The organism is Paenibacillus eucommiae (assembly GCF_017874215.1).
Taxonomy (GTDB): domain Bacteria; phylum Bacillota; class Bacilli; order Paenibacillales; family NBRC-103111; genus Paenibacillus_AI; species Paenibacillus_AI eucommiae.
Genome location: NZ_JAGGLB010000039.1, coordinates 43,239 through 66,981 on the forward strand (window position 1 = coordinate 43,239; position 23,743 = coordinate 66,981).

The 23,743-nt window shown below is 37.6% G+C and carries 18 protein-coding genes; 12 read left to right on the forward strand and 6 right to left on the reverse strand.

Going from position 1 to position 23,743, the window contains the following annotated elements; genetic code table 11:
- Window positions 1-6 precede the first annotated feature (6 nt).
- From J2Z66_RS35860 to J2Z66_RS35875, 4 genes are all read left to right on the forward strand, one after another.
- Window positions 7-198, forward strand: coding sequence for a hypothetical protein (locus J2Z66_RS35860; protein WP_209977668.1), 192 nt, complete (start codon window positions 7-9; stop codon window positions 196-198).
- A 272-nt stretch (window positions 199-470) separates the two neighbouring features.
- Window positions 471-1,280: a uracil-DNA glycosylase family protein gene (locus J2Z66_RS35865; RefSeq protein ID WP_209977670.1), complete on the forward strand. Its 810-nt coding sequence runs from the start codon at window positions 471-473 to the stop codon at window positions 1,278-1,280.
- Window positions 1,281-1,411: 131 nt separating this feature from the next.
- A complete protein-coding gene (locus tag J2Z66_RS35870) occupies window positions 1,412-3,220 on the forward strand; it encodes an HNH endonuclease (protein WP_209977673.1) in 1,809 nt (602 codons plus the stop codon).
- Window positions 3,221-3,341: 121 nt separating this feature from the next.
- Window positions 3,342-4,985 (forward strand): NERD domain-containing protein, encoded by a 1,644-nt coding sequence (locus J2Z66_RS35875; protein ID WP_209977675.1) that lies wholly within the window; start codon window positions 3,342-3,344, stop codon window positions 4,983-4,985.
- 627 nt (window positions 4,986-5,612) lie between these two features.
- On the opposite strand, the gene J2Z66_RS35880 is transcribed toward J2Z66_RS35875, so the two are convergent.
- Both J2Z66_RS35880 and J2Z66_RS35885 read right to left on the reverse strand, forming a co-directional pair.
- A complete protein-coding gene (locus J2Z66_RS35880; protein WP_209977677.1) occupies window positions 5,613-6,554 on the reverse strand; it encodes a BsuBI/PstI family type II restriction endonuclease in 942 nt (313 codons plus the stop codon).
- A complete protein-coding gene (locus J2Z66_RS35885) occupies window positions 6,551-8,038 on the reverse strand; it encodes an Eco57I restriction-modification methylase domain-containing protein (RefSeq protein ID WP_209977678.1) in 1,488 nt (495 codons plus the stop codon). The genes J2Z66_RS35880 and J2Z66_RS35885 overlap by 4 nt, the downstream gene beginning before the upstream one ends.
- A 450-nt stretch (window positions 8,039-8,488) precedes the next feature.
- Between J2Z66_RS35885 and J2Z66_RS35890 the strand changes: the two genes are divergently transcribed.
- From J2Z66_RS35890 to J2Z66_RS35915, 6 genes are all read left to right on the forward strand, one after another.
- Entirely contained in the window at window positions 8,489-8,815 is a 327-nt protein-coding gene (locus tag J2Z66_RS35890) for a nucleoside triphosphate pyrophosphohydrolase (protein WP_209977681.1), read from the forward strand.
- On the forward strand, window positions 8,799-11,276 hold the full coding sequence (locus J2Z66_RS35895) for a DEAD/DEAH box helicase family protein (protein WP_209977683.1): 2,478 nt from the start codon (window positions 8,799-8,801) through the stop codon (window positions 11,274-11,276). Before J2Z66_RS35890 ends, J2Z66_RS35895 begins: the two co-directional genes overlap by 17 nt.
- A complete protein-coding gene (locus tag J2Z66_RS35900; RefSeq protein WP_209977685.1) occupies window positions 11,206-13,479 on the forward strand; it encodes an McrB family protein in 2,274 nt (757 codons plus the stop codon). Before J2Z66_RS35895 ends, J2Z66_RS35900 begins: the two co-directional genes overlap by 71 nt.
- Window positions 13,454-14,926, forward strand: a complete 1,473-nt coding sequence (locus J2Z66_RS35905; RefSeq protein ID WP_209977687.1) for a DUF2357 domain-containing protein — start codon at window positions 13,454-13,456, stop codon at window positions 14,924-14,926. The genes J2Z66_RS35900 and J2Z66_RS35905 overlap by 26 nt, the downstream gene beginning before the upstream one ends.
- Before the next feature lie 67 nt (window positions 14,927-14,993).
- The gene (locus J2Z66_RS35910; RefSeq protein WP_209977689.1) at window positions 14,994-18,152 is read left to right on the forward strand and encodes a DEAD/DEAH box helicase; all 3,159 of its coding nucleotides are present in this window, start codon (window positions 14,994-14,996) and stop codon (window positions 18,150-18,152) included.
- Between the two features lie 12 nt (window positions 18,153-18,164).
- On the forward strand, window positions 18,165-18,551 hold the full coding sequence (locus tag J2Z66_RS35915; RefSeq protein ID WP_209977691.1) for a (deoxy)nucleoside triphosphate pyrophosphohydrolase: 387 nt from the start codon (window positions 18,165-18,167) through the stop codon (window positions 18,549-18,551).
- A gap of 155 nt (window positions 18,552-18,706) precedes the next feature.
- Here J2Z66_RS35915 and J2Z66_RS35920 read toward each other — a convergent pair whose 3' ends face one another.
- The 4 genes from J2Z66_RS35920 to J2Z66_RS35935 form a co-directional block, all read right to left on the reverse strand.
- Window positions 18,707-18,898, reverse strand: coding sequence for a bacteriocin-like WGxF protein (locus J2Z66_RS35920; protein ID WP_209977693.1), 192 nt, complete (start codon window positions 18,896-18,898; stop codon window positions 18,707-18,709).
- The gene (locus J2Z66_RS35925) at window positions 18,895-19,536 is read right to left on the reverse strand and encodes an ATP-binding cassette domain-containing protein (RefSeq protein ID WP_209977695.1); all 642 of its coding nucleotides are present in this window, start codon (window positions 19,534-19,536) and stop codon (window positions 18,895-18,897) included. The genes J2Z66_RS35920 and J2Z66_RS35925 overlap by 4 nt, the downstream gene beginning before the upstream one ends.
- The gene (locus J2Z66_RS35930; RefSeq protein ID WP_209977697.1) at window positions 19,533-21,713 is read right to left on the reverse strand and encodes a DUF1430 domain-containing protein; all 2,181 of its coding nucleotides are present in this window, start codon (window positions 21,711-21,713) and stop codon (window positions 19,533-19,535) included. The genes J2Z66_RS35925 and J2Z66_RS35930 overlap by 4 nt, the downstream gene beginning before the upstream one ends.
- Window positions 21,714-21,781: 68 nt before the next feature.
- Complete coding sequence (locus J2Z66_RS35935) at window positions 21,782-22,201, reverse strand: lactococcin 972 family bacteriocin (RefSeq protein WP_209977698.1); 420 nt, start codon at window positions 22,199-22,201, stop codon at window positions 21,782-21,784.
- Window positions 22,202-22,556: 355 nt separating this feature from the next.
- Here J2Z66_RS35935 and J2Z66_RS44320 point away from each other — a divergent pair, with 355 nt between their 5' ends.
- Both J2Z66_RS44320 and J2Z66_RS35940 read left to right on the forward strand, forming a co-directional pair.
- Window positions 22,557-22,652 (forward strand): hypothetical protein, encoded by a 96-nt coding sequence (locus tag J2Z66_RS44320; protein ID WP_446686407.1) that lies wholly within the window; start codon window positions 22,557-22,559, stop codon window positions 22,650-22,652.
- A 378-nt stretch (window positions 22,653-23,030) separates the two neighbouring features.
- Complete coding sequence (locus J2Z66_RS35940; protein WP_245376104.1) at window positions 23,031-23,705, forward strand: hypothetical protein; 675 nt, start codon at window positions 23,031-23,033, stop codon at window positions 23,703-23,705.
- Window positions 23,706-23,743 lie beyond the last annotated feature (38 nt).

The following is a 23,743-nucleotide window of genomic DNA, read 5'->3' on the forward strand; positions in this document are numbered from 1 at the left end:
GTTGTCATGAGACAATTCAAAGTATTTATTGAGCACGATGATACATGGAAAGAATTTGGGACGTTTAAGGCGAGTGATGGCGAGATGGCACTAGAACTTGCTCGCTCATCAAAAAATGAGCTCATAAAAAATTATTCATTCAAAGAGGAAGAACTACCTTTTATAAACATGGAATTTGAAGAGCTTTCTAATAGCTAATATACCAGAATTCTCCATCAGGTACTATTGTTTTTTAGTTCTTAGGACCTGTGAATATAAATAATGAAACCCCCACTAAAGCTGTGGGGATTCATTATTTATATTGGAGCAAATGGCGTTGCAAAGCGAATTTAATTAAAATACAATTGCATAAATATTCCCAAACGTAAAAACTAACGAAACACCGCCGCTTATTATCTAAAATTAATTTACGGATTTAATAAGCTGTCAATAATATGAAAATGGTATAATATTGGAAGAGGTGGGCGAGTATGTTGTCAGTGATAAGAGAGCTTTTTCAACAGAATGTTTTTTCCTGCACTGAGTGTAGAACTTCTAGGAATAATACAAATTTTTTCAATCCTTACTGTGAAGCGAATCCTAGGCATCAATCTAGTCGACCACAAATAGACATATTCAATAGGCAAAACTTTTTTCTAGATTATATTTCTTCTAGATATAACGTTAAGATTATGGTAATCGGAGAAGCACCCGGTCTAGATGGTTGTGGTTTCAGTGGAATAGCATTTACCTCTGAGTATAATGCAGTAAGCGATCTTGAGTTGCCTAATTATCATCGTACATTTATCAACTTTCAGCGGGAGGATTCTGCGGAATTCCTCTATGATGTTTTTTGTGATGTTGCTGATGTCCTTGACGTAGATCTCAAGAGTTTTTGCAGTCAACTTTACCTAACGAATGCATCTCTATGCGTACCACTTAACGATAGGGGAACGGGTGTTATAGGGCCAAGTACTATAATGAAGAATAACTGTAAAAAATTTTTAAAAGAGCAGATTGAAGCAATTCAACCTGAATATATTCTCACGTTAGGAGCAAAGTCTTTTAATGCGGTAGTTAGAATTATGGATGTTGCTGGTTCAAACAATATACGTTTGAAGGATATTCCTAGCCTATGTGATTGTATTGAAAGAGACTTATCTTACAGAGCAGGGACTACCCTTATCATTCCTGAACTTCATCCCTCATCGAATACAAATTTAAACGAAAAATCAAAGAGGCTCTACCCAGAATTAAAATCACGGATCAAACGGAAGTTATTGGGAATTTTTAATGAATAGGGGACTTATTCTCATAATTTTAGTAAGGTCATTTGCTATTGTAGTCAGTGAACCAGTGAGATTTCAAGTTGTTTGTAAGAACTGTAGAAACTCCAAGACAATGAAAATCTTAAGTTAAGGGAGCAGTGGGGTTGAATTTAAAGGATCAATTTATTAGGAGAGCAATCTGGGAAGTTTATAATTCGAAATGTTTTTATACTGGGTCGCCATTGGAATATTCCGATATGGAGTTAGATCATATTATTCCAGCAAGTTATCAAGATAAACCGGATGAATTACATAGGATTCTTAGTGATTGTAAGCTTGCTGACACTTTCGAGCTAAATAGTCTATATAATCTGGTACCTACTAGTAAATTTAATAATATTAGGAAAAGTGACTTGGAATTTAACACAGTTACGTTACTTTACTGGCTTGGTTTGGTTAAGAAAAAGGTTCCTGCAATTGAGAAGACAATTTTAAGCTTAAAGAAGAAAAGAAATTACGATGAACATTTATCAATGCTCAAAACTCATGTAGATTCTGAAAATGATGAGAGAAAAAGAGAGCGGCTTTTGGTTGATATTGTTAGCTTTATTAGTAATGGAAATGATGAATTTACTGAACAGGAAGAAGTCTATAACAAAGAACGTGAAATAGTATTTAAAAAATATAAAAAAAGAATTGGTTTAGAAGCAATGCTGCCAAGGTACGATAATCTCGAAACAGAATGTGTAGTATATTTTAATACGCTAAAAGCACGTGATTGTATGTTGGTTTTGGATAATAAAATGGTATTATCTCAGCTATTCGATGGGCTATTTACAGATCCTAGGTATGGTGCCAGAGGATTTGTTGAATTCGATCAATATAAATATAAAAATCAAGATTTAATCGATCTTGATAATGTGAAAGTCCGTCTAGGGAGTAATAGGGTAAAGTTATCAAGCGAGGATATTTATGTATTATGTGATGTAGTTGATTCCTATGCTATTAAATATTTCGAGTGTATTAGTGCGATTGAAGATACATTGAAATCTTATTCATTCTCATTATCGAAACGAAAAAATAATTATAAACTTATAGCTCTTAGTTACAATGATTGGAGAAAACTAATTGATTTTACAATAAAATATGATGTGGATTCAGGAAATTCAGAATGGAATATTTTTGACAGAAATCATCATTATATTAAAGTGTATACGGATGAGAGCCATGCGAAATATGATTTAGGATACCATGCATTTTTTCATGCGGAGTTTTCCGAAGAAATGATTCTAAATCCCGAATTGGTCTCAAAAGATGTCTGTGTTACTTTTGAATATATTGAGGATTTAGATAGAAGAGGGTTAGAAAGTATCAATGAGAAAGAGAACTGGAGTGTTGAAATTGCTTACAATTGGCTTGTAAATGAGTTGTTGCCAAAAGCACTTGGTAGAAGAGTAACAAAACGCATATTAAATAAAGAACAGGAAAATTATTTTGAAAGCAATGTTTTTGAAAACGTCCAATACTGTAAGAACAAAAAAATTACTTGTAGAAAAGATTTATATGAAATCATTTCATTAATGCAAAGATATTTTCATATAAATCCCCATAAAAAATATAGGATTAAAAAACGAGATTTTATAGGTATCTATAACTCTATAATTATTTGTCTCTTAAGATCAAAAAATGTGGATTTATTTTATATATGTAGCAAATTAAACGTTTCTCATTGTCACTCTAAAGAAGAACTGATAGATTCAATAAATGGGCTGATAGAATCAATAGAAGATACAACTATTAATGGTTTTGGCGTCGATTACTTATTCAGAGCCTTCTTAGTTGCGCTTCAAAGTAAAAAAATAAATTTATCATTAGAGGATATAGAGTACATAAATAACGAGATTATTTTCTTTACTGAGGTTCATGATAGAGAAGTTATGCTGAAAAAGTATGCTCTAAATTTTCAATATTGATTACCTTATTATGAAAAATGTTGGTTTAGTGTAAATGATTCCAGAAATACTATTGAATGGTTTTGCTAAGTCTACAACTGGTTAATTGTACAAGTAAGCTTAAGAATGAGGGATTAAGTGTATGAGATTAAATAGTATAACTGACTACGAGACCTTAGCATGTATTTCAACTGAATTTTATAAAGGAGTACTTTTTGCAAAATTCTGGGGGCTTAACTCTGAAGATGATAATTTTGTTTTCAGAAAGTTCAAAGTATTAATTGCTGAACCAATTAAAGATCTCGGTTTATCTAATTTCAGAAGTGGTAATAAGAAAGAGATAGTATCTATTTATAACACTATAATTGATTACATATCAAATAAGTTGAAGGAAGTAATTGTAAGTTCGGACCAGGATCAATTGGTCATTTTTTTGTACTCAGTGGCATCATACATGACAAAAATACATTATTATATGGAACTGTCGATAAATGGCTCTCTGCTGCCTGAAAAAATTTTACATAGCGAGTTCTTTGATGAAGATGAGAAGAAAATTTTATTCTACGTTATTGGAAATAAAGATAGACTCTCGCATTTATTTAGATCATTTAAGGGATTTGATAAGGCTATAATTCAAACATTGCTTTATTATTACGGGTTCGGTAGAAATAAAAGCATTAGGGGTGAATCCCTAAATTTAAAAAGTTTTTCTGACCTATATGAATTGGCGGCTTCTTTAATTATTCTAATAAACGACAGAGAATTTATTACAAGCGGATTTTACAAAAATGGACAAATCCATATTATAGAGAATGAAATAAAATTTATAAATGATTTGAATAAAAATAAAATAGAGATTCTAATGAAAAAAATGTCAGAGGATTCAATACAAGAAAATTTATTTTTTGATGACTCAGTTATTAGTGCCTTAGAGCCTGAATTCAATAAAGAATATGGTTTCAAGATTAAAACAATTGAGAAGATATTTCAGAACAAGTCTTCATCGGAAATATTTAATAGAAAAAAAATGCAGGTAATAGTTATAGAATATAAAAAGTTGGTTGAATTACTCAGAAAAGAAGGGTACTGCTCCAAGCCTGAAGCAGAGAATATAATTAAGTATTTTACATTACAGGATTTATCAATAGATTTTATATATGATTCCTCAGAAAAACTAAAAAGCAGAATTTTTGAGCATCCAATTGTTGAATACAAAGATCAGCACTATTTACTATCTTATAATCTTTTCCGTTTTGCAATTGATATACTAAAGACAAAAATGACTTATGATTTATTAGATGGATGTAAGAATAAAAATCCACGTAAAGTGGAAAAGAAGGTTAAAGAACATTTTGAAAAGATGGTTAAAGAAAAAATTGAACGACAAATGGATTATTGTACGTGGAACTTTCAAGATTTTGAAATAATAAATAATGGAAAGAAAAAAAGAGTTCACCTAAATAATCAGATAGATGTTATTGGGGTAAGGGGGGGGAAACTGTATATTTTTGAGTGTAAGGATATATATTATAAATTTACTTCAACTGGTGTAAGAAGTGATATAAAAAAAACCATTAATTTTATAAAACATTTCGAGGGAAAAATTATGCAAGTTAACTTGTACAAAAAAGAGTTAATTAATTATTTGAAGTGTGACTTTTCAGAAATTGTGCCTGTTCTTGTTTTTAAAAATTATAATTCTACACAAGACTCAGAGGTAGATACGAATGGGATACAATTAGTCTCATATGGACAATTACAAGATTGGGTAAGAAACTTGACATAGTAGGCAAAGTGCTTAGTCCCAAACTAGGGATAACTTAGTCAAGATGGTGTAAAAAGTCGGATAATGAAAAAGTTATGTTTTGTTACAGGTATTCAAGTCAACAGCACTAATCTGGGGACGAATTGGGGACGAAAGCTGTCATTCTTAAGTGAACGGCAACCAAACAGAAACAATACTCGAATGTAGAAAACCCTTATAAATCAAGGCTTTAGCGTTCCGCGGCAAATGGGAACCAATTAGCCTATGTTCCCGCATACGGTGCATGTGGAGTGTGTAGTGTTAATATATCGAATCGACAAATAATGGGGGCTACTAACATAATGTCGTAAACAAAAACTAGAGAATCTGTCTATAACATAGCCAGTCCGGAAGCCATCGGATTGGCTATGTTAACACAACTTATCAATGATTATAAGAAGATAGCATAATCCGCGTGTCCCCCTCGAGAGGCCAAAATAATCCGCCGTATGATATATGAATACACTGTTCGTTAACTCAACAAACAAAAACAAAATTAACCTATACTTAGGGCAGAGCATTAATACTTTACAAAGAAAAAATGCGATTTTTAGAATCCTACTACTGTAAAATTCTTTCTTACTTAATTCTATAAACCCAGATAACTACTCAATATGGTCCTAAAAAACGAATCCCATTAAAGTGGATAAGATGGGAGGGAGCATCAGCAACCCAAACTTCGGTCTCCCAAGCTATAACACTCAGATAACGAGCCATAACTGAACGATTAGGGAAGGCAGTCACGTATACAATTCCTGCTGAAGATTTTTTGAACAGCTGCGCTAATTCATCATGTCGTTTTCCATCAACGGGGCCGTGGCTTGTTACTGACTCGATCAATAACAACCAGTCTTTTTCTGGGAAATAAATAACAACGTCTGGCATCTTGCCATGGGAGTCAACGGTAACTCCAAGGTTACTTAACAAATCCTCATCGAAATATTTTCCGCCTGTATCTCCAGCATATATCAGAATCCCCCCTGGCACATAACGCGTGGCGAAATCCTCGATGATAGCCTTTATTAGCTCGCTATGTTCACCCGGACTGAGCTGAATCTCTTTACCGGGAGCAACTTGTACTGGAAGTCTATGTTGCTCACGTTCTCTGGCGTATCTATCAATTAGTGTTTGTCTGGTTGCAAGATATGTGCTCAATGAGGTTGTCCATTCGAGTGCGCCGTACTTTCTTACCAAATTTAAAACCTCAGGTTCAATCTGGTATACAGCCTTAGGGCTATTTACAGCTCGTGTTGGCTTATCAGGATTGTACAATGAGATACCAGCATCAATAAATTGATGCATTGTCTGCCTTCTAAAAGTTTCTCGGGTGTTGGGTGCATATTCTTTCCCATAGTTTATCCGACTGAATTCCATAATTGGCGTAATACCGATCATCGGGTTCCCAGCCTCTGCCCAAGTTTTATCGGCAGTCAAATTCAATATTGCCAATAGACAAAGTGCCGAACGTTCGTTTAATTGGGCTCTGGGTAAACCGAGAGCTCTGAGAATTTCCAAAGCATTCTCAATATTGGGATGGGTACGCTCTGTCATAGAATCTCCTCCAACTTCTGGTCAATCTCTTCTTGGCTAATTGTACCAGAGTTGGACATCACCCATCTACCAAAGTTTTCTAGAGTTTCCCTACTTGGGTATTTCATTGTTCTAAGATCGGTTGCATTAACCTGTGTATGACCATTAAACACTCTAAAATACTTGTCAACTTCTGTTGAGCTTAGGTACGCATACAAACCAAACGCCAACTCAGCAGGTATCCCTTGTTTCTGAAAATGAAGGACATTAAGACCGTTTTCAAATCCCACCTCAGTATAATCAACACTTTCTGGAGTTAATACCCCCGCCACAATTCGACGTTTTTCTTCTTTTGAAGAGAATCTTTTTACTACTGTATAGAAACCAATGGGATATAGCCATTTCTTCATATCTTCATCTACAAATACCGCATTAGGCTTTTTCATTACTTTTGGCCATTCTGTCAAAGTGCCAACAAAATGATTAGGGTAGAAAAGTGGAACGGTACCTTCTTCTGGGGTATCACGCAAATAACTCTTTACACGAAAATCAACAACTGGCCCTGTTGAAACTTCCACACCAATTTCTTTAAGTGAATAGCAAACTGTAGGAAATCTTTCAATAAAGCTCTCTTCATTAGATGTAGGGATATGAATAAACAATTCCGTGTCCTTCGGTTGAACGATCTTTTCAAAAGGGTAGCAGTTCTCTGTATAGTCAACAAAACTATCATCCTTTGAAGTGGATATTTTTACGTCAGTTTGATGAGCACCTCGCTCAAGTAACATAATCACATTTTCCTGCAATACTTCATCATCTTTGAAAGCTTTATCCCTTGAATCAAATAGATGCATGTGTTTTATAGCCGTTTTTTCAAGGAGAAGCTGACGGAAAGGACGAAAATATGGTCCGTTACAGAAGCTCCTTGGGATGATAGCTACGATTTGTCCAGATTCCTCCATCAATTCTATAGTTAATCCGACGAATGCTGAGTATAAATTAACTGTTTCAATTCCAACTCCACGCAGTAACTTACGATGTAGTGAGGAACTCATTATTTTTTTATAGGGTGGATTTAAAATTGCATGGGTAAAACGGATTTCTACATTTGCTAACAGGCTGTTTTCATCGAGTAGTGTACGTGTTGCCCATTCAATAAAGTCCTCAGATATGACTTGACTGCGAAGTTCTAGTTTGTCATTAAATAAGGACAATGTATCTAAAAGACGGGTCCGCAAGATCTCATCAATCTCGACGACACTGACATCAGCACTATCACTTAAGTGTTCAGTTATTAGTCTATCTAAAAAGGCACTCGTCAATGAACCGATGCCAGCCCCTGCATCTAGTATTTTCGGATTAGACATCTTACTCATATCGAAAAGTGAAGCCATAAATTTAGCAACAGTTAGGGGAGTTAAAAACTGCCCTAACTCAGATTTTCGTTTTAGTAACGGATTAACTGCCAATCGTTCTTTTTCAATAGTCTCAAGAATTTGTGTCATGTTTACTCCTCTAACTCGCATTATTTATATCTGTACTTTAATATTAATAGTCCGCGCTTCATTTCAACATAGTACAATGCTTATAAAAATAAAAGTCCTCGTTGGGTGCTTCCCATCGAGGACTTTGCCGATGCTTTCGGACATCTACAATTTTACTATATTACATAGGGGTTGGCAAGAAGAAACATCGGAATACAGTATTGCCCCTTGATTATCGAAATGGAGAGAAGTACTTATAATTGCTACTTCTTTAGCTGAAAATTACTGATAAACAGGCTGCGCTTACTTCTTCTTTGTTTCTTGCAATGGGAATGAAGTTATTTCGACACCATTTGACAAAGTTACCTGAGTAGCTGAGATATTATCAAAATAGGGGAGAATTTTGTCAATAAATCTCTTATTCTGTGTTAAAATGAACCTATCATGAATTTCCAATAAGTAGGTGAAGAGATGCCAGTTTACAACAAACTTGTTCGCGATAAAATTCCGCAGATTATTGAGGCAAACGGAAAAGTGTTTCGCACTCGCGTTTTGAGTACCGAGGAGTACAGGAGTGAGTTGCAAACCAAGCTTAGGGAAGAAGCTGAAGAGTATTTTGAGGCAAAGAATGGGCTTGAAGCTCTGGAAGAGATGGCCGATATGCTTGAAGTTATCCGGGCTTTAGCTGGGGTCCATGGGGCAACTTGGGAGCAGCTCGAAGCTATTCGAGTCCAAAAAGCAGAAGCACGCGGCGGCTTCGAAGATCGGGTGTATTTGATTGATGTCGACGAAGCTTAACGTAAAGCTGATTACAGAGAATCTGGCAGATGAGCTCATTGCCGGGATGCAGAATGCCTCTGGTATTTATATTATGACATCCTTTGTCATGCATTCAGGTGTCCGCTTATTGGCTCCACATCTTAAGAGAGCCTTGGATCATGGCGCTGAAGTCAGGATGCTTGCCGGGGACTACCTGTTTGTCTCCCAGCCGGAGGGTCTTCGGGCGCTGAAAGAGATTGATGACCGCTTAGAAGCGCGATTATGGCGCAGTGCCGGAACCTCTTTTCATCCGAAGGCTTATTTGTTTGATTATGAGAATGGAGAAGGGCTCTTGATTGTGGGGTCTTCGAATTTTTCGCTGTCTGCGATGAGAATGGGTATGGAATGGAATTTGGCTATGAATGCCCAGGTGGAGCCTTACACGTTCCAATTGGCCACCGAGAAGTTCATGCAAAATTTTTACCACGAATCCACGCTGCCGCTCAACGATCATACGATCCAGCTCTATGAAGATGAATACAAGCATTATCACCAAAAGAATCCGGAGCTTATCCGTCAAATCATAGAAATGGAAGAGGCTGAGTATCGTTCCATCGATGATGTATACCAAGAGGTCGAGCCGTTAGAAGGTTCTGGGACAGCCATCAAGCCAAGGCAAGCCCAAGAGGCGGCTCTTGAAGAATTGGAGCGGACGCTGGAAGAGGAATACGATAAAGCTATGGTCGTTATGGCTACCGGTTTGGGAAAGACTTACCTGGCCGGTTTTTTTGCGCAAAGGTTTGTTAGCGTGCTCTTTATAGCCCATCGTGAGGAAATTCTTCATCAGGCACAAAAATCTTTTCAACGCATCATGCCGGATCGCACTTATGGTATTTACAACGGCCAGTTCAAAGAAGGGGCAGCCGACTGCGTGTTTGCCTCCATTTATACGCTTGGGATGAAGAAGCATCGTGAGTCTTTTTCGCCAGATCGGTTCGATCTGATTGTAGTGGATGAATTTCATCATGCCGCGGCAGCTTCCTACCAGACGGTGATTCAATATTTTAAACCCAAGTTCCTGCTGGGTATTACAGCGACTCCTGATCGGATGGACGGCAAGGATGTATATGCGATCTGCGAGGGGAATGTGGCTTATCAGATTCATTTTATTGAAGCGATCCGCCGCGGATGGCTGTCGCCTTTTCGTTATTTTGGTGTCTATGATGACACGGATTACACGAAGATAAGGTGGATGGGGACGAGGTACGATGAGGAGCAGTTAGCTGCAAGCCAGCTCCAAGAGAGTCAGGCTGCTAAGATTTATGAAGCGTGGAACAAGCATAAGCAAACCCGGACGATTGGTTTTTGTTCTTCTATCCGACAGGCTGATTATTTGGCTCATTATTTTCAGGAGCAGGGAATTACTTCGCTAAGCCTTCATTCGGGAACGGTGGGAATTTCAAGAGAAGAAGCGATACGTCGTATCACGGAAGGCAGCCTTGAAGTTATTTTTACAGTGGATTTATTCAATGAAGGCGTGGATATTCCGAGTGTGGACACGCTTCTTTTTGTACGGCCAACGGAATCCTTAACGGTATTTACCCAGCAAATAGGCCGCGGCCTGCGCTTGGCGGATCATAAGAACTATTGCGCGATTATTGATTTGATTGGGAATTATCGTAATGCGGATGTGAAGCTAAAGCTTTTCTCCAAGCAGGAAGGGCAAGAAAAAGGCAGCAAGAAAGAGCCGATTATCCCTTCTGTACCTGTAGATTGTGAAATTAATCTGGAGACAGAAGTCATCAACCTGCTCGATGAGCTTAGCCGCAGAAGGCTGCCGCACCGGGATCAACTACTTCGGTCATTCCTGGATTTAAAGAACGAGTTGGGGAGGGTTCCAACCTACCTGGAACTGCACTTGCATGGAAGCTCCAACAGCTTGGAGTATAGAAATGAATTTGGTTCCTATATCGGTTTTCTCTATTGGGCAGAATGTCTGGAGCCCGCAGAGAAAGAAGTCTTTTATAAATATGAGGCCTGGATACGGGATGTGGAAAAAACAGTCATGGCCAAGAGCTACAAAATGGTCGTACTGTTATATATGCTTGAACGCGGTGTGGAAAGCTGGCCAAAGCCGGTAACACCACGAGAGGTGGCTCCGTTCTTCCATAAGTATCTCACAGAGAAAGAATATCGCAGACGAATTGATTTCTCGGATCGGGAAGCTCAGCGCCTCTGGACCTATGACGAAGACGGTGTCAGCCAACTCATAGCCCGAATGCCGATGCAAAAGTGGGGCTCATCCAAGGGCAGCATGACCGCCTTCGAGGATCGGGTGTTTTCCTTAAGGATCGAACCGACGGCCGAAGAGAGCGTCATCCTGCATAAATGGACAAAGGAGATATGTCTGTTTCGGCTGCATCTTCATTTTGAGCGAAAAGAGCAGAGGAGTAACTATCATGATAAATCTCAACGAATATCAAACAATCTTCAACCATGACATTACTTACGAACGTTGTAGGCGAGTACTTGATCAAATTGAAGTTGCCTTAAAGCCAATCGTGCAACAATTTATGGATAGCTTTAACGATCCTAGTCTATACCTCCAAACCTATGGTGTCACATTAACGACTACTTACCATGATGCTTTGAATCCTAACTATGCTGAACAAAGAAAGGAAAGCAATATCGGCCGGAAGTATTTTATTCGGATCATGAAGAAAGTCGGGGACTCTGAGGTAAATGCACTTACGCTTGAGTTTAATGGGATGGAAAAGCAAATTCTACTTTCTGTTGAAACGAATTTTTATCCGATTTGGGAAGCGGTTCGGTTGAATAGGATTAATGGCTTTGTCAACAAGTTGAATGCTGATGTAGATGTACTTGTTTCAAGTCAATCCAAGGTTTCAACGATAAGAGAACTGGTGCAACGACAAGAGCTAGAGGACTTTATTAAATCTTGCATTAAGCCGAGGAAAAGACCATGGATGTATTTTGCAAAACGCTTTCCGCTCGAAGGTGAATGGTCGAATGAAAAATTGTTTGATGAATTGAAAGAAGCTTGGGACTACTTAGAGCCTGTTCGTAATTATTTGGAGGAAGAGGAAGGAATCAGTGTCCAAGCAGCACATATTCTTACACTTCTGCAGACTGAAGATGCAAAGCAGGGAATAACTCTGTTCCAAAGATCGTATCAACTGCAGTACGGTTCTCTAGAGAAAGTAAAAGCGGGTGTCTGCAGGCAGCAATTTTCTTTGAAAGATCAAGAGCAGCTAATCGTAAAAGGTTACGTTGTCTATTATCAATTCCACGAAAAGCAATCACCCTATCAAGTTTTAGCTATCCAATTGGATGGACATAACCATATTTACACAAACGTTCGTTACCTGCTCGGTACAGAAAAAAAGGCTTGGTGGATCCGTAAATTATTTGCCACGCAGTCCTTAAATAACGCTGAGGTACTGGAGACAGGTATGAATCTGTTAAAGCAGCATGGGCTGCAGATTAAAGAGAGCGAATACCTTGCAGGTACTTATGACAATGCTTCAGAAACCTTTACAGAGGAAGCGGATATCGTCAAAAAAAGGTTGATTACTGCTGCACTGCTATTTGCTCATGCTAGTGAAAAGCTACACTTACCAACAGTAGATGATATGGAACTTATTAAAGACGAGGGTGATGAGCAAAGTGGAGAGCTTGAGGAAGAGGAATACACGGCGAGTTTCCAACTTACTTCCATTCTGGAGCTAATCGCTAACAGCAGCTTTACTTTTGCTAAAGAGATCATCCGAGACCTCCATTTGAATTTGACGTCACTAGACGATAAGCATTTTGTAATCTTGAGCGGCATATCTGGGACGGGGAAAACTCAACTGGCACGGCTATATGCTAACGCTGTATACGGGTTGGAGTATGAGGCTGACAACCCCTACATGTCTGTGATTCCAGTACGTCCTGATTGGACTGACTCTAGCTCCTTATTCGGTTATTACAGCTCATTCGAAAATCGATATGTGATTCCTGAGTTTCTGAGAATGGTGCAGAAAGCTCATCAAGAACGTGAGAAACCGCATTTTGTGGTATTCGATGAAATGAACCTGGCGCGAGTGGAGTACTATCTTAGTGATTACTTGAGCGGCGTGGAGTCGAGGAAGGAAATCCTTTTGCATAACCGGGTTGATCTTATTGATATTCCAAAGACTGTTACAATTCCTCCAAACCTGTATGTCATTGGGACTGTAAATGTAGACGAGACGACTCATTCAATATCTGATAAAGTGTTGGACCGAGCTTTTCTCATGACGTTAAGTGAAGTTGATTTCGATACGTTCTGGAATAAATCAGCTGAGGGCGTAAGGTTTAAGCTCCAGATGGAATTTGACTTTCTGAAACAAGTACATGATATTCTAAAGCCTTATTATCTTCATTTTGGTTATCGTTCCATGAATGAAATGCTTCAAAAGTTGTCACATAACAAAGACTTGGAAGCCAACATACAGATGGATGACACTGAAGCCCTTGAAAAGGTTATTATTGAAAAAGTGTTGCCTAAAGTTCGCGGTGATGACTCCATTTCAGAGATGTTAGCTAAACTTCATCCGGTTTTTGAAGCGAAATTTGGATCGAATTCTGCTGCCGTAGGCATCGTAGAGCGGATGAAAAAGGAGATCGCGCGTTATGGAGCCGCTCAGTTTTGGAGATAGCTTTTTAGTCCGTTCTAGAGGCAGTGAATGGATCCCGATTAAAGAAGCATATTTAATCGAGGCGACAGAATATGAATGGTTCTGGGAGAATATATCCTTTTCTATTTTACTTATGCAGGGTGTGCCTCTAACGTATAGGAAAGCAGAAGGTGGAGTTACAGGTCAATTTATGACCCCATTCCAAAGTGGGCATTTGACTTTTACAGTAGAACAACATGCATATGGGACCTATGTATACCCGGATGATCGAAAAATGACTGCTGAGCAATATGACATGATGCTGCTTGATATTTTGGATGAAGGCGCCGTATGTTTTGATCATTCAGGGCTTACGATTCCAATTAGCACATCGGGCAGAAAAAGGGATGTCTCATGGGCACAATGGAGTTATATCGATCATGGGTTTAAAGATTTGGTATCATATATTCGGCGTTTTCTGGAACATCCGTTAAAAAGATTAACTGACCAGGAGACTTCTCTGAAGAGGGAACAAATAAAAGTCGTTACGAATCGAACTTCGCAATGGCTTGAAAGACATTATGCTCAAGATCCCTCGAGTGTAATTCCAGCTAACGTGTTAACGTATGTTCGAACGGACACTTACAATATGTATGAAAACCGGGTCATAAAAAGATATCTTTTAGAGATTCAAAGCCTTCTTGTTACGTATATGCACTGTGGTTTAAGCGATGTTGAAGAGAAAGCTGCAAAGTATGGGGGTCTTGTAGGATATTGGTTGAGACAGGGAATTTTCCAAGAGATTACTTCATATGAGGGACCTATACAAGTTTCTACAATATTTCGTAAGCATCCGGTTTATCGTTTGTGTTATAGGTGGTTTGATGGTTTATATCAGCATGGTAACGAGCGGATTGGATTCGAATATCCCTTTCCACTTAAGGATACGTTTGCTTTGTACGAAATATGGTGCTTTATGCAAGTCATGAAATTGTTAAGAAAAAAAGATCTGCTTAAAAATGCGGCCAATCTTTATAAATCTACTCTTGATCGTTTCTATTTATCACTTGCTAAACATAAGGGAAGTCATGTATCGCTTGCTAACGGACATCATCTATATTATCAAAGAGTTTTTCAGTATAATTCTGATCGTTTTTATTCGTTCACACAACGAATGGAACCGGATATTACCTTGGAGAGTAATAAAGGAATTCTTGTTTTTGATCCAAAGTACCGAGTTCCGACGAATTTAAGTACCGCTTTAGGAGAAATGCATAAATATCGAGATGGCATTCTTATTAGAGCTCAAGAGACTCCTGCCGTAGAAAATGTATTTATTCTTACCCCCTCAAAAGGGCAGGAAGAACTTCGTTATTTTCAGGAATGGTATCATGATCGTTATCGTATGGGTGCTATTGAAATGGTACCGGGACAGCCATGTAATCCTGCGTTGGAAAAAGCAGTAGTTAACTTTATGCAATCTGTATAATTTGTAAAACAACATCACATCAATAATGAATCTTCTAAGCAGGATCTCAAATATAAAGAGGTGTCCCATGAAGCAAGGTCTTTACGAACAAATCATGAATAACGGAACGTTGAAGCAGCTTGCCTCTTTAGACTTGTCCTCATACGACATTGGGAAGGAGCCGCTCGATCCAGAGGAAGCACGTAAGCTTCTATCCAATTATATCGCCACGGTAATCCGAAAGGCCTTAAAGGCCGTACGTGAGAGCTCGGATAGTGATGATGAGGCCGTAATCGCACAAGTTCGAGTGTGCAACGAAGTGATTGCCACATTAAAAAATAGTCTGGACCAAGAAGATTACGAAGCGTTAAAGCTGCACGAGCAAGGGGAAGTATTGACCTATGTGTATGCAAAGCTGAACTCTATTCGCGCCATTAAATCTGAAAAAGTACTGCGTCCAACAACGCCTTTGTCCCAGAGCTCTCTTTTTACCGGTTCACATGCTGAACCCAATATGCTGAGTGAATTGAAGCATGAAATTGTAACTGCTGATCGAATTGAGTTTCTCGTTTCTTTTATTAAGTGGAGTGGACTTCGTTGCTTAATCGAGCAGCTTGAGCAATTTACTGCTAAAGGAGGACAACTGAGAGTTATCACGACTACTTATATGGAAGCCACGGACTACAAGGCGGTTATGGAGCTCAGCAAGCTTCCAAATACTGAGATTAAAATCTCATATGATACAAGTCGTACCCGATTGCACGCCAAAGCCTATGTTTTCAAAAGGGAGACTGGCTTTACAACTGCTTATGTCGGATCATCTAATCTTTCGAATCCTGCTCTTACTAGTGGTTTGGAATGGAATTTGAAGGTAACTGAGAAGGATGCCTATGATGTTCTGAAGAAGATCGAAGCGACCTTCGAGAGCTATTGGAATGATCGGGAATTTACTAGCTATCTCGCATCTGACCCGGAGCATGAAGAGCAATTAAAACAGGCACTTGGCAAGCATAAATTACAAGCTCAAAATCAAGAAGCGATGTTCTTTAAATTCAATATTATGCCCTACGATTATCAGAAGGAAATTCTTGAAAAACTTGAAGCTGAGCGAACATTATACGGCAGGACAAAAAACTTGCTTGTAGCAGCTACAGGCGTTGGCAAAACTGTGATTTCTGCTTTCGACTACAAACGTTTTGCTTCGCACAATCAGCAAGCAAGGCTGTTATTTGTTGCCCACCGGGAAGAGATTTTAAAGCAAAGTTTGGACACCTTCCGTTTCATTTTAAAAGATCTAAACTTTGGTGAGCTGCACGTTGGGAGTCATCAGGCCAAAGCGATCGATCATTTATTCATTAGTATTCAGAGCTTCAATTCGATAAAGCTGACAGAAGTCACTACAGCGGATTACTATGATTTTATTATTGTCGATGAATTCCATCACGCCGCGGCACCCACTTATCAGAAGCTTCTTGTTCATTACCGTCCTAATATTTTACTTGGGCTAACCGCTACACCTGAACGTATGGATGGTAAGGATATTCTTAGTTATTTTGATGATACGATTGCTGCAGAGATTCGGTTGACTGATGCGATTGACCGGAAGCTACTTTGCCCATTCCAATATTTCGGTGTGAGTGATCATGTGGATTTGTCTCAAGTGAAATGGTCAAGACGCGGCTACGATTTACAAGAACTCGAAAACTTGTTTACGAACAACAAGATTAGGGCAACACAGATTATGAATAGTCTGACAAAGTATGTGACGGATGTAGGCGACATGAAAGGACTCGGGTTTTGTGTAGGTATCGAGCATGCTCTTTATATGGCTAAGGTGTTTAATGAAGCCGGTATCCCTGCAATGGCCTTGTATGGCGGCTCTAGTGAAGAAGATCGAACTCAAGTAAAGAGTAGGCTCGTAAATGGTGAGATTAAAATAATTTTCGTAGTGGACCTATATAATGAAGGGGTCGATATACCGGAAGTTAACACCGTTCTGTTCCTCCGCCCAACGGAGAGTCTGACGGTTTTTTTACAGCAATTAGGTCGAGGACTGCGTTTAGCAGAAGGTAAAGAATGCTTAACGGTGCTTGATTTTATTGGCCAGGCGCATAAGGACTACAATTTTCAGGAAAAGCTTCGAGCCTTACTAGGAAAAACAAAGCATTCCGTCCAGCATTATGTGGAGCATGGATTTTCTAGCCTTCCGAGGGGGAGCTTTATTCAATTAGAGAAATTAGCTCAAACGTACATCTTAAACAATTTGAAGCAAGCGAGCAATAACCGAAGAAGCTTGATTCATAAAATAAAATACTTCGAAGGCGATACGGGACTAAAGCTAACGCTTAAGAATTTCATTCATTACCATGGGATGACTTTGCATGCGTTTTACGGTGGGCGAACGGGGAATCGCACATTAAGGGGCTTGATGGTCGAAGCAGAGCTGCTCGAGCCTTTTGAGTTTGAGCATGCTGACAATTTAATCAAACGTATACCTGCCTTATTAAGTCTTAATTCCCGGAGGCTGTTAAAATACCTCCTTGCCTATCTATTAGGGGAGAAGCAGCAGGAGACTGAGGAAGAGTACTTGATGTTAAGTCTTTTCTATTATACATTCTATAGATCGGAACCGCAGAAGCAAGGATTTAATACGATTGAACAGGGCGTTCAGTTCATCATTTCTTGTCCAGCATTCCGGAACGAGATTATTGATATTTTGACCTATAATTATGAGCATATTGACTTTGTTGACGAATCTAATGACTTTCCCTATACATGTCCATTAGACTTACATTGCAAGTATTCCACGGATCAGGTGCTAGCGGGGTTTGGATTCTGGAACGGGGAAAAAGCGCCAAGCTTCCGTGAGGGTGTGAAATATTTTGAAGACAAGGGAACAGATATTTTCTTTATTACGTTAAATAAATCGGACAAAGACTTCTCGCCCTCCACACTTTATGAGGATTATGCCATCAATGAGAGACTGTTCCATTGGCAGACCCAGAGCCGGATCTCGGAAGAGACCAATACAGCTCAAAGGTATATCCACCATAAAAAGATGGGGAACCGAATTGCTTTATTTGTCCGTGAATATAAAGAAGAACATAATTATACGGCTCCATTCACGTTCCTCGGTGAAGCGGAGTATGTCAGGCATGAAGGAAATAAGCCGATTAGTTTTGTTTGGCGCTTGAAGAAAGAGATGCCACCGGCGTTAGTACCAGCGGCGAATAAAGCCATTGTATAGGAAGTGATTGGGATGATTGAAGTGGCCGCGGCCATCATTGAAAATGAACAGGGGCAAATCTTAATTGCCAGACGCAAAAAAGGAAAGTCACAGGAAGGCATGTGGGAGTTTCCTGGCGGGAAAATCGAGCAAGGAGAATCTGTCCATGCTTGTCTTAGGAGAGAGCTCTTGGAAGAGATGGAAATTGAAATACTTCCTCATGCATTTTTTGGTATGAATGATCATTATTATGGTTCTAACCATATTCGTTTAATCGCTCACAAAGCGACCTACATAAGCGGTGTGATTCATCTAGTAGATCATGACGATTTTCGGTGGGTTTGTCGTGAGGAGCTGAAGGAATTCTCTTTTGCCCCGGCGGATATCATGTTTGTTGAGATGTTGGAGCTGGAGAGTTGAAGACATCCGACTTTAGCCTCCTTAACGGCGAGCTGATTATAGATGGAAGTATAAAGGAGAAATAAGGCTTAAATCATAACAAAGATTCTATTGTCTTAATGAAGATATTATTTTAACAAAAATAATATCTTCACTAAACCTAGAAACATATTTAACTATTTAATATTCCTCTTGAGAAAGATTATGTTGGTAAGTATATTTAGCACGAGAAACACAGCAACAAATATCCCCCAATACATAATTAAGTTATCATAGCGTAGGAACATCGTTCGATAGATTATCTTATGTATGAATACAGTTAAAAGAATTAAAAAACAATTGACTAAAGACAGTCCTAAGATTCTCATGTGTCTAGATCCCCTTTACCATTTATATTGATTACCCTATCCGACTTGCTGGCAATTTCTTTATCATGAGTTACACAAACAATTGTTTTACCTAAACCTTGTAATTCACGAAACAAGGATACAATCACTTCCTTGTTCATACGATCCAGATTTCCCGTTGGTTCGTCGGCTAATATAATTTTACTAGGCTTTAACATAACCCTAGCAATTGCTATTCTTTGTTGTTCCCCACCACTTAACTGGTACACCTTTTTATTTAAAAATGTAGAATTCAAACCAACTCTCTCCAATGTACTTATCAACATTTGTTCGCTGAATTCATTGTTGTATGTTTTTGAGATTAATAAGTTTTTCAAAACTGTTTCGTTGTCCATTAATAAGTAATTTTGGAAAATGTATCCAAATGTGTACCTTCTCAAGAACATGGTTTCTCTTTTTGTGGGATTTATATAACTAGCTATCTTAACAATACCATCGTCCGGTCTATCTAATAGACCTATAAGATTTAAAACCGTTGTTTTACCAGCTCCACTTGAACCGACTATAGATACAATCTCATTCTCATTTATTGTTAATGAGAAGTTGGATAGTACAGACTTCCCATCAAAACTTTTACTTATATCATTCAGTTCGATCATAAGCGATCCCCTTTTAATACTTTATTCATATTTTTTTTGCTTAAATAACCACTTAATATATTTATTACAAGTAGATCAATTATTAAAACAAACCCAACCAACGGGATTATAATCGTGACATTATAGAAGAGATATACCAATAATCCTGATATAACGTTAGAAATAATCGTAGATATAATGATATATTTATTTCTTTTCCAATAAGAATACCCAAACAAGTATTTAAGATTTAGTTGATAAATATTAGCATTATAATACGCCCAAATAAAAGCAATAATGAGTATCCCTGAAAAGATAATAGTTATGACCAACCCTATTATTTGTTGGAATAACAACCACTGTTGCTGAACGATTTGATCATTGGCCTCGTTGAATACAGATATTGCATTATTTATTTCAAACACATTAGCCTCAGCTATTGAAGGTGAAATACTCTCAAATGCACTCCCTTTAGTACTGTCTAAAAAGAACAGGGAGGTCGTAGCGTACGCTCCTATACTCGAAGTATCTACACTGTCGTTATATAATACTGCGATAGGATCCTTAATTTTGTTATGACTATCCCCTGTATAGGTATTAAAAGTAAAGTAATCTTGTCCTTCCTTGGTATATATCACATTAACCGTTAAATCATTTATCGATTTTTCGTTTAACGGATAACCAAGACTTTTGTTATAGTGATTATCAACAGTTACTTTTTGAAAATAAAACCTTTCTTTATAGGCCTGAATAATTTGATTTTCCAAGTCTTTGAACTGCTCAGGTACTAATATATTTAAAGTATCTTCGTCGTTTTGCACTTGTTCATCGATAGTTGCCCCATTACTACTCTGGATTGGATTAATGATTAAATAGTTTTTATTTATTATTACACTTCTACCATGAGGAGAATATTCTTCAAATTTCGTATTCAGGGAGTAACTGTAAATAGGTTTCCCATTATCATACTTAATGACTTGGAAATTTTGAGACATCATTAGAAAAGCTTTGTTATTCGACTCTATCTTTTTATATAAGTTAAATAGTCTATTGTTTAAATCTCTATCTGCCTCTAAATTGCTATCTATATCTTTCCTTAGTATTCCTACCTGAACCCTAAAAACGTTCTGTGTTTGATTCCAATAGTCTAAAGCCTCAACCTTGTTGCTTAAATGATAGAAATTAACCAGTGAGGAACTAATCAAGCTGAATAAACTAATAGAAACTACTATTTTTAAAATAATGGATAACAACTGTATCTTTTCAAAAGGTAATTTTCCTTTTATATTTACATGACTATCGTTGAATTTTTGGATAGACCAGGTTCCTATTAGAGTAAATAATAAGAGAATAAGTATAGCAGTCAAATTAATAATAGCAAACATCAGAATGTAGTCTCTGAGAAAATATGTCTGACCAAGTACAACGATAAAGATTAACATTCCTAAGAATAACAACGATATTAAAGTAATTAAGACTCGTAAAAACAACCTTGGAACGGAGAATAAAACCAGCCATTTAGAATACCCCCAAAGTTCTTGCAGTAACATCATTTTCCGATTCAGAATAAGGAAATAAAACATCCCTATACAGAAGATGACAAAGGAAAAAGCCATAACCATTAATAAGGTTGTATTTATCAAAACTAAACTGCTTATTTTTTCACTTTTTACTGATATAGTACCGTATATTGAAAATTCCTTAATAAAGGCAAGGATGGTATCAGTGTCAGCCCCGCTAAAATAAAATTCATCTCTTAGTCCAACATTGTTTACTTGTTTGATGTCGTAGATATGCACCTTCCAGTTAGATACTGGGAACGAAAACATACCTGACTGTTTAGCGTTACTTGAATCTGCATTCTTATTCGAGATATACATATTGCCTTTAGGGATTTCTCCCGATTTCAGGTGGATATGAGGATCTTTTTTTATATTTGTAGAATAAACATTTAAGTCATGTTCACTTAAAAAATTAAACTGTGAAATATTTATATTGTTTTCGTTTGAAAATTTAACCAGAGCATCAATTAACTCTGCATCTTGAATACTTAATTTAGCCTTGCCATAATCAATTTGCACGATGTGATTATTCTTGTATAAAAAATCAAACACTTGCATCTTACTCATGAAAAGATAACCAAATAGATTTACCAAAACCAAAACTAATGATAATAGAAGATAGAGCCATTTTTTCACAGAAAGTACTCCTTTAAAAAACTAACATAGTGTAATTAGGCCTACACTATGTTAGAAATTTATTAATCTTATTTAGTATCCCAGTTTGCTTTATTTCCACTTACAGTAGCAGGAACCCTGGCATCAGCTATAGCAAAAGGATCCTTCCAGTCACTACGTACTGTTGAATTGGAATTAGTTGCACTTGATCTATGAATTAAAGTTGGATGATTATAATAAGACCATACATATGTTGAATAATCAACCCAAAATTTCCCTCCTCCTGCATCAACAGCATAACTAGGAGCTCCTAAATCATTAGTGAGGGTAAGTTGACTTTTCAATGATTCTCCTCGATGAACACCTTTGATAGTCTTGTTTTGAGCTATGATAGGATCGAGATCAATTCCACCACTACTAACTTTAATTTCATTAGTCGCAGCTGAAGCACTTACCACTGCTCCAATAAGACAAGCAAATGCCACAAGTGAGGTAACTTTTTTTTTCATTTTTAAAACTCCTTTGTTATTTGATTTAACTGCAAGGCCCAATGATAACATTATATGGAAAAAATATCAATAATAGTTTTATAATAAAATATATTAATAGTAATTTCCTTTTAGGTAGATCGGGAGACGAACAAGGTACGCAGAGTCCAATGTCATTGGCATCGAATCAGATTATTGCCCTCTAGGAAAAGGGGGAAGCACCCGAAAAACATTGTATGGCATCGAAATTTCACCACCCCTCAATTCTAATGAGAGAACAAGATCGATCCCTTAATATACATCTATATTCAATGATCGACTCAAAACCTCAAATAACTTTGCGTGGTTGGAAAATGCGGATGCAGGGTATAACTGTTTGGCATATGCCCTACAAGACTATTCCGGATGGATATGGCCTTGGGGTATGAGTAACCCAACTAGTAGTCAGATGGATACTTACTTCGTGCTTTAGAATGGTTGTTTTTGACCTATAGCGGAACATCTAAATCCACTCAATACTTAGATAAAGTTGCTTATGATCGAGGCCTGCAATCTCCAACTCAGACACAGTCCGGATATTAGTATTCCATAGTGACATTTTTGACCATTTTATGTGAGACGGGTCTGATATTTGTTTACACACAACTAGGAACAGGCTTTGCTGCGGCAGCCCATTCCTATTTCTTTGGATGACTCTATTGCATGTGCAACAGATTAATTGTAAATTGAAACATGAATATAGATTAGTAATATATTACCACTAGATCCTTACTATTAATTCTTTCATGGATAGCAGAAAGTAGGGTGTAACATGCAAAATTTTGCTTATACTTGAATTGGAAGGCGGGGAATGCATTACATTTTGACATTCATTCTGACGGATGGAATAATGATTTCAAAGCATATAATATACCCAAAAGCTCAAGAAGTGCAGGAGGCAGATATGGTAGAAGAAAGGCATCTTGTTTATTTCAAAGAACTCTTGGAAGGAAATTCTGAAATTTCTTTTAGGGCATATCTTTCAAATAATGAAGATTCTTTGCACAAGCAATTTTCTCCAGCAAGATTTGCAAGACTAAAGTTCAAGTCAATTGATGAAATAATAAAGATTCTTGACGAAGAAAAAATATCCTACATCATTAATGATCAGGCCATAAGAAACGAAAAATATTTGGCGACATTTCATCCGGATGCACTGAATGAAAAAGGCAGGCTCAAGGAAGGATTCAAAGACACCATATTCAATGGAATTGTTCACGAATTTAAAACCAAGGGCGAAGATGCAGTCTTAACCCTCCATAAATACATCGGATTCCATAAAAACATCAATCATAAAAAAAATATAGAAAAACTCGAAGACATCGAATTTTTCGCCGCATCGGAATTATACCTAGGAGATAAAAATCTTGGCCTTTTTTTACTGAAGGCGCTAGCATCTATTGAACGTCAGTTTTCCGATGTGGATGATATTGTCCTTAGAGCAAAAGAAGCTGTCATTAAGCACCAATCATCGAAAGGAAATTAAGTAACTTCGTCAACTCTATCACTTTGCCTCATCTTCCT

Bases quoted from the DNA above. Each gene is read 5' to 3' on its own strand.
- J2Z66_RS35860 (WP_209977668.1), top strand. From the start codon at position 7: ATGAGACAATTCAAAGTATTTATTGAGCACGATGATACATGGAAAGAA.
- J2Z66_RS35865 (WP_209977670.1), top strand. From the start codon at position 471: ATGTTGTCAGTGATAAGAGAGCTTTTTCAACAGAATGTTTTTTCCTGC.
- J2Z66_RS35875 (WP_209977675.1), top strand. From the start codon at position 3,342: ATGAGATTAAATAGTATAACTGACTACGAGACCTTAGCATGTATTTCA.
- J2Z66_RS35880 (WP_209977677.1), bottom strand. From the start codon at position 6,554: ATGACAGAGCGTACCCATCCCAATATTGAGAATGCTTTGGAAATTCTC.
- J2Z66_RS35885 (WP_209977678.1), bottom strand. From the start codon at position 8,038: ATGACACAAATTCTTGAGACTATTGAAAAAGAACGATTGGCAGTTAAT.
- J2Z66_RS35890 (WP_209977681.1), top strand. From the start codon at position 8,489: ATGCCAGTTTACAACAAACTTGTTCGCGATAAAATTCCGCAGATTATT.
- J2Z66_RS35895 (WP_209977683.1), top strand. From the start codon at position 8,799: ATGTCGACGAAGCTTAACGTAAAGCTGATTACAGAGAATCTGGCAGAT.
- J2Z66_RS35905 (WP_209977687.1), top strand. From the start codon at position 13,454: ATGGAGCCGCTCAGTTTTGGAGATAGCTTTTTAGTCCGTTCTAGAGGC.
- J2Z66_RS35910 (WP_209977689.1), top strand. From the start codon at position 14,994: ATGAAGCAAGGTCTTTACGAACAAATCATGAATAACGGAACGTTGAAG.
- J2Z66_RS35915 (WP_209977691.1), top strand. From the start codon at position 18,165: ATGATTGAAGTGGCCGCGGCCATCATTGAAAATGAACAGGGGCAAATC.
- J2Z66_RS35920 (WP_209977693.1), bottom strand. From the start codon at position 18,898: ATGAGAATCTTAGGACTGTCTTTAGTCAATTGTTTTTTAATTCTTTTA.
- J2Z66_RS35925 (WP_209977695.1), bottom strand. From the start codon at position 19,536: ATGATCGAACTGAATGATATAAGTAAAAGTTTTGATGGGAAGTCTGTA.
- J2Z66_RS35935 (WP_209977698.1), bottom strand. From the start codon at position 22,201: ATGAAAAAAAAAGTTACCTCACTTGTGGCATTTGCTTGTCTTATTGGA.
- J2Z66_RS35940 (WP_245376104.1), top strand. From the start codon at position 23,031: ATGCATTACATTTTGACATTCATTCTGACGGATGGAATAATGATTTCA.